The organism is Psychrobacter sp. P2G3 (genome assembly GCF_001593285.1).
GTDB lineage: Bacteria > Pseudomonadota > Gammaproteobacteria > Pseudomonadales > Moraxellaceae > Psychrobacter.
Window position 1 is genome coordinate 3,313,512 of record NZ_CP012529.1, and the last position, 8,240, is coordinate 3,321,751.

Sequence of the window (8,240 nt, forward strand, 5' to 3'; positions counted from 1 at the left end):
TCATTCTGCTTTCGTTACTTTCAATAGCTCTGATAACTGTCTTAGGGCGAGTCCTCAATCTGAATGAACGAACTCTTAATGAGGACACACCCTAGTATTTAACAAAATATTTGTTATTTCATGAAGCCATTATCTGCTAAAAAAGCTTCTGTAATCTGGCTTTGCGGACTTGGCGCATTCATGCCACTAGTTTGCGACTTGTTTATTAAACGTTCTAAGTAGCGCGCAACGATATCCACTTCGATATTAACTTTGCTGCCAACCAGCCAGTGCTTAGCGATATTGGTCACTTGCGCGGTATGAGGAATGATATTTAAAGAGACAATGTTGTCACGTACAAGGTTGGTCGTCAGGCTAATACCATCAACCGTGATAGAGCCTTTAGTCGCCGTATAGTGAGCAAATTCTTGTGGTATCTCAATTTCGATATAGATAGAGCGCGCATCTTGTTGTAGCTTACTGACTACCCCTACTCCGTCAACGTGACCGGCAACGATATGTCCCCCAAAACGAGTCGTTGGGAGCATCGCCTTTTCTAAGTTGACAATATGACCTGCTTTTAGCTCTTCAAGTGCTGTACGAGCAATCGTTTCACGTGAGACATCAACAGAATAATGATTACTGCCAAACTCTACGACGGTCAAACAAATACCGTTTGAAGCAATAGAATCACCTAACTTTACATCACCAAAATCTAAATCATCAGACTCTATCGTCAAACGTATGTCACCGCCCGTAGGCTGCATGGATTTAACCTTTCCAACACTTTCTATAATTCCGGTAAACATATAGACCTCATCTCATTATTATATTGCCGTTATCGACAACGTATTTTGATTTATTGATAGCATTTGTCTGAGCTAGATTTTTAGTGAAACACGATCTCATTTTAAGCTTGCTAGGGGATAAGTTGTGGATAAGTAACCATAAATCAACCTAGGGCACATTAAAAACCTTTGTTTCCGTCAAGTTATCCACAGAAAACCAAACTTTGACCAAAATTAGGAATTTGTTGAACTATAAACCCAAGTCATTGATTAATATGTACTTTTATTTATTTTTCAATAAAAATTTCGATCTATTAGTTTCATGTGAAACAAAGTTATACACAGTTTCATGTGAAACCCGATGTAAAACCAGCTACTTATCCACACTTAGTACATGTTTAGCACAGATTGTGGATAAGCTGTTTATAAATAACAAGTTATAGAGGGTGCAAGGTCAGTTTAAGATCAGGAGTTAGTTGTTCATGTCTATGAATATCAAACCGTAGCTGCTGAGCTAAAGTTAAGGGATTGAAATCGACCATCGGTCGTGCTTGCGCTCCTAATAAACAAGGTGCTTGATAGACAATTAACTCATCTACCAATTGTTGGCTTAAAAAGCTACCAGCGACGCTAGCGCCCGCTTCTACCAATACGTCATAGCATTGATGCTCACTGACTAAATTTTTAAGTAATGCCGTTAAGTTATCTTCGCGCCAATAAAGCGTATCTGCTTGGCGGCATAACTGATAATTAGCTTGTGGATTGTGTTCTAAACGCTGACGCCTATCTAACACAACGATCATAGGGGCGGGTACTTGCTTCAGTGAAACGCCTAACTGAGTAGAGCGCACGTTAAGCTGTGGATTATCAGCAATAACGGTCTCACTGCCCGTTATAATCGCGCCACTTTGAGCGCGTAGTTTTTGTACATCTTCACGAGCAGCTGCTGAGGTAATCCATTTCGACTCCCCAGACGCCATCGCTGTACGACCGTCAAGGCTAGTGGCGATTTTGAGACGTACATAAGGCATTTGGGTACGCATCGCCTTTAAAAACCCACGGTTCAATGCCTCTGCTTGCTCTGTTAGTACACCAACCGTGACTGCAATGCCGGCCTGCTCTAAAAGTCTCACACCGCGTCCAGCAACTTGTGGATTAGGATCAAGACCGGCAATCACGACACGTTTTACACCAGCCTTAATAAGACCCAAAGCGCATGGTGGCGTACGCCCTGTATGACTACAAGGCTCTAAAGTCACATAAGCGGTTGCTCCTATTGCCTGCGCACCAGCATCTTTGAGCGCAAATACTTCCGCATGGGGCTCACCAGCTTTGGGATGGAATCCTTGACCAACTATCGTCTCTGCTTGAACGATGACACAGCCTACGGCTGGATTAGGCCTAGTGGTATATAAACCTTGCTTAGCTTGCTCAATAGCGAGCATCATAAAGTAGCGGTCTTGCGCATCTTGAGCGTGATTTGGAATCGACATAGAGGTAGACTTAATTTATAAGAGAAAATTGAAGCAAGTTATAGTAAATTCGCTATAAAAACGATACAGCGAGACTGGTATAAATTTTTTGCAGCCTCTGTCAGCGTAGACACAGCAAGCAAGAAAAATTTATACCAGTTGTGCATCACATTACAACGTATTGATTTTATTTGGTATCGACTATAGCTTATTTTTCATTAGGACGGATATTGGCAATCTCTTGATGAAAAGCATCAATATCTTGAAAGTCACGATAGACACTGGCAAAGCGTACATAAGCGACATCGTCTAAGGCTTTGAGCTCACTCATGATAATTTCGCCCAAGACTTTACTGCTAATCTCCCGCTCTCCCATCTGTCTGACACGCTTCTCAATACGACTAATCATCGCCTCTTGCTCGTCAATCGTGATAGGGCGCTTTTGTAAAGGTAACAAAATAGAGCGACGCAGTTTCTCATTATCATAGGGCTCAATCTTGCCACTTGATTTGATAATTCTTGGCATCACGACTTCTACCATCTCAAAGGTCGTAAACCGCTCTTGACAGCTACTACAGGAACGGCGACGGCGCACTTGCGCACCTTCCGCAGCAAGACGCGAGTCGATAACTTTGGTCTCTGACGCGTTACAATACGGGCAGTGCATAGCGTTTTCCTTATTTTAATATTAAGAGCAAGAGCCTTTATTCATCACACCAAAACGTTAAAAATTTAACATTTTATATAGAGTAGTCAAAAATAAATACATCCATTTGCTAATCACTTACCAATACAAAAACTGCCAAATATTTTACCCAATAGGTCATCAGCACTAAATTCACCAGTGATCTCACTCAAACTATGCTGAGCTTGACGTAAGCTTTCAGCAACGAGCTCACCTGCCTGAAAGACTGTTAGCTGTTCGTGCGCCTCTGTTAAATAATCAGCCGTCCGCCTAAGCGCATCTAAGTGCCGTGTACGGGCAATGAGGCTGTTTTCTGGTGGATGAAAGCCTACCTTAGCACACAGTGCTTCGACCAACGTATCGATACCAGTACCTGTTTCACATGAAACATTGACTTGTTCGTAGCCACGATTTTTCATTTCAATTTGCGAGGTAGAAGTTATTTTTTCATCGCTACTATAGTTTAGTAAGTCGCTTTTATTAGCAATAATCAATAAACGCTTCGCCTCTGGCAGCTCACCAAATAGTTGTTCTGCAAGCTCTAGCGGTGTACTTTCTTCCTCAAGATCGCGAGTAACGTCGTAGACCATCAGCAGCATATCAGCCTGTGTAATGGCGGTACGCGCACGCTCAATCCCTATACGCTCTACGGTGTCTTCGGTGTCACGTAGACCTGCCGTATCGGTGAGATGCAGTGTTAGACCATTAAGCACGACGGTCTCTTGTAGCGTATCACGAGTCGTACCTGCTACATCAGTGACAATAGCGCGCTCTTGTCCCGCTAGACGATTGAGGAGGCTTGATTTGCCTGCGTTTGGTCTGCCCGCTAAGACCACATGAATACCGTCACGTAATAACTGACCTTGTTTTGCCGTCGCCAACACTTGCTGTATCTTGTCTTGTGTTTGCTCAAGTTTATTTTGTATGACGCCGTCAGATAAGAAGTCTACGTCCTCTTCATCAGGGAAATCAATGGCAGCTTCAACGTGCAAACGCAGATGAATAAGTTGCTCTAATAGCTGATTAATCTTTTGTGAAAACTCACCACTGAGTGAACGAATGGCACTACTAGCAGCAGCGGCACTGGTCGCGTCAATAGCATCTGCGATAGCTTCTGCTTGCACCAAATCCAATTTATCATTATCAAAAGCACGATAAGAGAACTCGCCTGCACTGGCTTGTTTTGCGCCTAGCTCAAATACTCGCGCTAGCAACTGGTTTTGCAAAATCATGCCACCATGCCCTTGTAACTCAATCACATCTTCACCTGTGAATGAATGCGGACATTTAAAGTACAGCACTAACCCTTCATCAATGACCGTGCCATCAGCCTGATAAAAACGGCAAAAACTGGCCATACGTGGCGTAAAAGCAGACTTACCAGTTAGCACACAGGCAATATCATAAGCACGCGCACCTGACAGACGTATAACGCCCACACCACCACGTCCAAGCGGTGTGGCGATGGCGGCAATCGTGGCCAATCCAGATGAGTTAGACTTTCTAGATGAATCAGGTACGGCTAATGCCAACTCTAAGGAATCCACAATTACTCTCATTAACTAAAAACTCCATTATAGACGGCTGAAGACAGACTGACAAAGCAAACTTTAAATAGCAATATTCTGATGTTGTTTTACTCTTTTTTATTCAGTGTCAATTGAATGCGATATAAGGTTGTCACGTATAAAAAAACCACCGCTTGCGCGATGGTCCTTATTATTTACATGTATTAATTAGCTATCAATCAAGAACTTTAACAGTACGTTGTTTTTGCTCTTCTTCTACTTTTTTGTTCACAATGTATTGATGCGTCATACTAAATAAGTTGTTCACCGTCCAGTACAACACTAGACCTGCTGGGAAGAACAGCATGAAAGCGGTAAAGATAATCGGTAAAAACTTCATGACTTTCGCTTGCATTGGATCAGCTGGCTGCGGGTTTAGCTGCTGCTGTACAAACATTGAAGCACCCATCAGTAGTGGCAATATAAACCACGGATCCATCGCTGATAAATCCTGAATCCACAAGATCCATGGCGCATGACGCAGCTCAACACTTTCGACCAATACCCAATATAACGCTAAGAAAATCGGCATCTGCATCAATATTGGCAAACAACCTGCCATTGGATTGACTTTTTCTTCTTTATAAATGCCCATCATTTCTTGCGACATTTTCATTCTATCGTCGCCATGCTCTTCTTTAAGCGCCGCCAATCTCGGTGCAATAGCTCGCATCTTTGCCATCGAATAGTAGCTCTTATTAGAGAACCACATTAAGGCAAATTTAACCAAGATAGTCAGAACAATAATTGACCAACCCCAGTTACCAATGATTTTGTGGATACCATCAAGTATGGCGAATAAGATTTTTGATATTGGCCATAATAGTCCATAATCAACGGTCTTGTTCAGACCTACAGCTACGTCTTTAAGCTCAGACTGTACTTTTGGTCCTGCATATAATGTTGCATTTAACGTTACTTGCTTGTTAGGCGCAACATTGACAGGCTGACTATTAAAGCCAATAAAATAATCACTACCAGTTTCACGACTAAAGAATTTACCTGTAAAGTTTTCAGGGGTCCATGCAGATACAAAATAATGCTGTACTATTCCAACCCAACCTTTGTCACTGGTAGTAGTCAACTCACCATCGCTAAACTTGCCAAACTTCAGCTTATTATAGGGATCGTCAGGTGTACCCCAAGCGCCGCCCAAATAGGTCGCCATGCTCAGCGCACCTTTGTCAGACATACCAGGATCTTTACTATCGTCGCGTTTTAACTGTGCAAACATTTGACCTTGCCAAGCATTCGCAGAAGCGTTTTGGATCTGATAACTAATATCAATAGGATATTTATCTTGGGTGAAGGTAAAAGTCTTGGTAATTGTCACGCCATCTTTTTTATAAGTTAGCGGTACTGACAACGTTTTTTGCCCTTCCTTCATCGCATAATTGCTAGCAGTATGGCTGTAATTAGCACGGCCTTCTGCTGTATCAATACCATCTTGACCAATTAGACCAGATTGAGCGACGTAAACACGATTGCTGTTATTCTCTAACAATACGAAAGGCTCATCGCTATCGAGCGTAGCGTCATACTGCTTAAGAGCAGCATAGACGATGTCGCCGCCTTCTGGATTGATTTTGATGTCATAGCGATCAGTCGTTACCGTGATTAGACCTGAATTTTTAGCAGGTGTCGTAGTCACAGCACCAGTATCGACAGGTGATGTCTGCACTGGAATATCACCTGCTGCACCGGTAGTAGATGGAATGTCAGCACCTACTGACGTTGCAGCTTCTGGCGCAGTGTCTACAGCTGGTGCATCGGCATAATCATCTCGCCATGCCAAAATCAGCAGATAAGCGGTGATTAGCATCGCAATGATGATCATCACCCGAAATATCTTTTGCATAAACCTTTCCTAGATTAAAAAATTAGGGAATGAAAAATTAGGGCATGTGTCCTGACTTTACAGCACAGCTATATTCATAACTGACAACTGTATTGGTAGTCATTTACATAAAATGTGCATCATTTTACTAAAATTTCGTCTCGAATGATACCAAGAGTGTGGATAACTTGTGGGTAACTAAATAGAAGTGATGAAATAATATGCCAACAGCAAACATAATAAGGAGTCTATTGTGGCGCACCTTAAGAGATTGACTTCATCAAGTAGTTTAAACGTGAAACATAACTCTGGCTATCTTTGTACACCCCAAACCCTTGTGCCCTGACATTAACTAGTGTAGTAGAGGGTAGATATTGATAACTATAAGACGCTAAAGGTAAGGGTACAAAATCAATACCATGCCCACCACCTAAAGGATGACAGCTTCCAATACGTTTTAACAGCAGCCAGCTCCCTGCCCGAACCCCATGCCATGCCAAAGCCTGTTTGCCATAGTTCGAACACGTTGGATAATAACGACAACGGGCAGGTAATATTGGACTTATTACCTTTTGATAAAAAATAATTAAGATATATAAAAACTTATAAATAAAATTTTTTTTATCTTTAAAAAAATAATTCATTTTATTTTTTTTCTATTTTTTTAAAGATATTATTTATTTGATTTTTTAATTCTTTATTATCTATACCTTTTATAGATTTTTTAACAATAAATACAATATCTTTATTTTCTAATATAAAAGACTTTGTTCGAAACTGCTCACGTATTTGACGTTTAATTAAATTCCTAGCAACAGCAGTAGGTACTTTGCGTTTAGTAATAGCCATGCCCACACGTGGTTGCTTATGAGTATTAGTGCGTACGAAAGCCATTAAATGACTCTGATGGAGCTTACGCTCAGGTGCATCAAATACCTCACGAAAGGCAGCAGGCGTCAGTAGACGTTGCTCTTTAGTGAAGCGGGCGGTAGGTGTAGCTGAGTTAGTATTGGGCATAGTACAACCTAAAATAGAAGCTAATGACAACATCAGATGTAATAGTAAAATGTAGAAACAAAAAAAGCGCCGATGTGGGCGCTTTTAATATATGGCTACGTGTCAGTTGTGATGATTGACTATCGCAATCTATAATTAATAAATACACAACAAGCACTATTAGCCATGCTTATCGCAATCTACTGATTATACAGTAAGGCGATGACGTCCTTTAGCGCGGCGACGAGCTAAGACCTGACGGCCTTTTTTAGTTGCCATACGAGCACGGAAACCGTGAGTACGTTTACGCTTGATCACGCTTGGTTGGAATGTACGTTTCATAACTCACCTATCAAAATAATGGACTAAATTCGTAATAACGGAGGATTATACCATTCCATTATATTTTGGTCAATAAACTAATTTACTGTGTTATTAACCCATCATTTTTATTCAAGTGATGACCAGTTTTTACTCACTTATTATTTGTTAAATTGAATGGTTAAATATCTATTTGATAGGTATCTTGTGCAAAAGTTATCCACAGAATTAGTCGAACTCTATAATAACTAATTAATTAATATATATAAGTATTGTTGTTATTGGGGACCATATTATCTGTGGTTAAGTCGAATTTATTGTTTGTTATCAAAATACTAAGCTATGGGTAAACCTGTGGATAACCTGTGGGTGAAATATGGATAACTTGGCTTATTGACTTATCCACAAAACTGTCCACAGTCTTATCCACAAAAAACAGGATGTTATCCACAGGCTATCTGTGTTAAATTAGCCCCCAGCTTGATGTGCGGTTTTGGCTTGTTCAACGCTATTACTTTTATGCAGTACGCATAAGTTATAGCGACTAAAGAGTTACAAGCAAAAGCGTTGATGCACACTTATTTATTTTAGGTT

At 41.0% G+C, this 8,240-nt stretch carries 8 protein-coding genes; all 8 read right to left on the reverse strand.

The features are described 5' to 3' along the window. Nucleotides 1–113: 113 nt before the first annotated feature. The 8 genes from AK823_RS13585 to rpmH all read right to left on the reverse strand — a co-directional run bounded on the left by AK823_RS13585 (nucleotide 114) and on the right by rpmH (nucleotide 7,667). Complete coding sequence (locus AK823_RS13585) at nucleotides 114–788, reverse strand: riboflavin synthase (protein ID WP_068329963.1); 675 nt, start codon at nucleotides 786–788, stop codon at nucleotides 114–116. Nucleotides 789–1,204: 416 nt separating this feature from the next. Continuing rightward, nucleotides 1,205–2,260: a bifunctional diaminohydroxyphosphoribosylaminopyrimidine deaminase/5-amino-6-(5-phosphoribosylamino)uracil reductase RibD gene (gene ribD, locus AK823_RS13590; protein ID WP_068329966.1), complete on the reverse strand. Its 1,056-nt coding sequence runs from the start codon at nucleotides 2,258–2,260 to the stop codon at nucleotides 1,205–1,207. Nucleotides 2,261–2,447: 187 nt separating this feature from the next. Beyond that, nucleotides 2,448–2,906: a transcriptional regulator NrdR gene (nrdR, locus tag AK823_RS13595; RefSeq protein ID WP_068329968.1), complete on the reverse strand. Its 459-nt coding sequence runs from the start codon at nucleotides 2,904–2,906 to the stop codon at nucleotides 2,448–2,450. Nucleotides 2,907–3,019: 113 nt separating this feature from the next. Then, the gene (gene mnmE / locus AK823_RS13600; RefSeq protein WP_068329972.1) at nucleotides 3,020–4,483 is read right to left on the reverse strand and encodes a tRNA uridine-5-carboxymethylaminomethyl(34) synthesis GTPase MnmE; all 1,464 of its coding nucleotides are present in this window, start codon (nucleotides 4,481–4,483) and stop codon (nucleotides 3,020–3,022) included. Between the two features lie 184 nt (nucleotides 4,484–4,667). Beyond that, entirely contained in the window at nucleotides 4,668–6,350 is a 1,683-nt protein-coding gene (gene yidC / locus AK823_RS13605) for a membrane protein insertase YidC (protein WP_068329975.1), read from the reverse strand. A gap of 242 nt (nucleotides 6,351–6,592) precedes the next feature. Beyond that, nucleotides 6,593–6,973, reverse strand: coding sequence for a membrane protein insertion efficiency factor YidD (gene yidD, locus AK823_RS13610; RefSeq protein ID WP_068329978.1), 381 nt, complete (start codon nucleotides 6,971–6,973; stop codon nucleotides 6,593–6,595). 1 nt (nucleotide 6,974) lies between these two features. Beyond that, nucleotides 6,975–7,346, reverse strand: a complete 372-nt coding sequence (gene rnpA, locus AK823_RS13615; RefSeq protein WP_068329981.1) for a ribonuclease P protein component — start codon at nucleotides 7,344–7,346, stop codon at nucleotides 6,975–6,977. A gap of 186 nt (nucleotides 7,347–7,532) precedes the next feature. Then, nucleotides 7,533–7,667, reverse strand: a complete 135-nt coding sequence (gene rpmH / locus AK823_RS13620) for a 50S ribosomal protein L34 (protein WP_007394757.1) — start codon at nucleotides 7,665–7,667, stop codon at nucleotides 7,533–7,535. Nucleotides 7,668–8,240 lie beyond the last annotated feature (573 nt).

Bases quoted from the DNA above. Each gene is read 5' to 3' on its own strand.
- AK823_RS13585 (WP_068329963.1), bottom strand. From the start codon at position 788: ATGTTTACCGGAATTATAGAAAGTGTTGGAAAGGTTAAATCCATGCAG.
- ribD (WP_068329966.1), bottom strand. From the start codon at position 2,260: ATGTCGATTCCAAATCACGCTCAAGATGCGCAAGACCGCTACTTTATG.
- nrdR (WP_068329968.1), bottom strand. From the start codon at position 2,906: ATGCACTGCCCGTATTGTAACGCGTCAGAGACCAAAGTTATCGACTCG.
- mnmE (WP_068329972.1), bottom strand. From the start codon at position 4,483: ATGAGAGTAATTGTGGATTCCTTAGAGTTGGCATTAGCCGTACCTGAT.
- yidC (WP_068329975.1), bottom strand. From the start codon at position 6,350: ATGCAAAAGATATTTCGGGTGATGATCATCATTGCGATGCTAATCACC.
- yidD (WP_068329978.1), bottom strand. From the start codon at position 6,973: ATGAATTATTTTTTTAAAGATAAAAAAAATTTTATTTATAAGTTTTTA.
- rnpA (WP_068329981.1), bottom strand. From the start codon at position 7,346: ATGCCCAATACTAACTCAGCTACACCTACCGCCCGCTTCACTAAAGAG.
- rpmH (WP_007394757.1), bottom strand. From the start codon at position 7,667: ATGAAACGTACATTCCAACCAAGCGTGATCAAGCGTAAACGTACTCAC.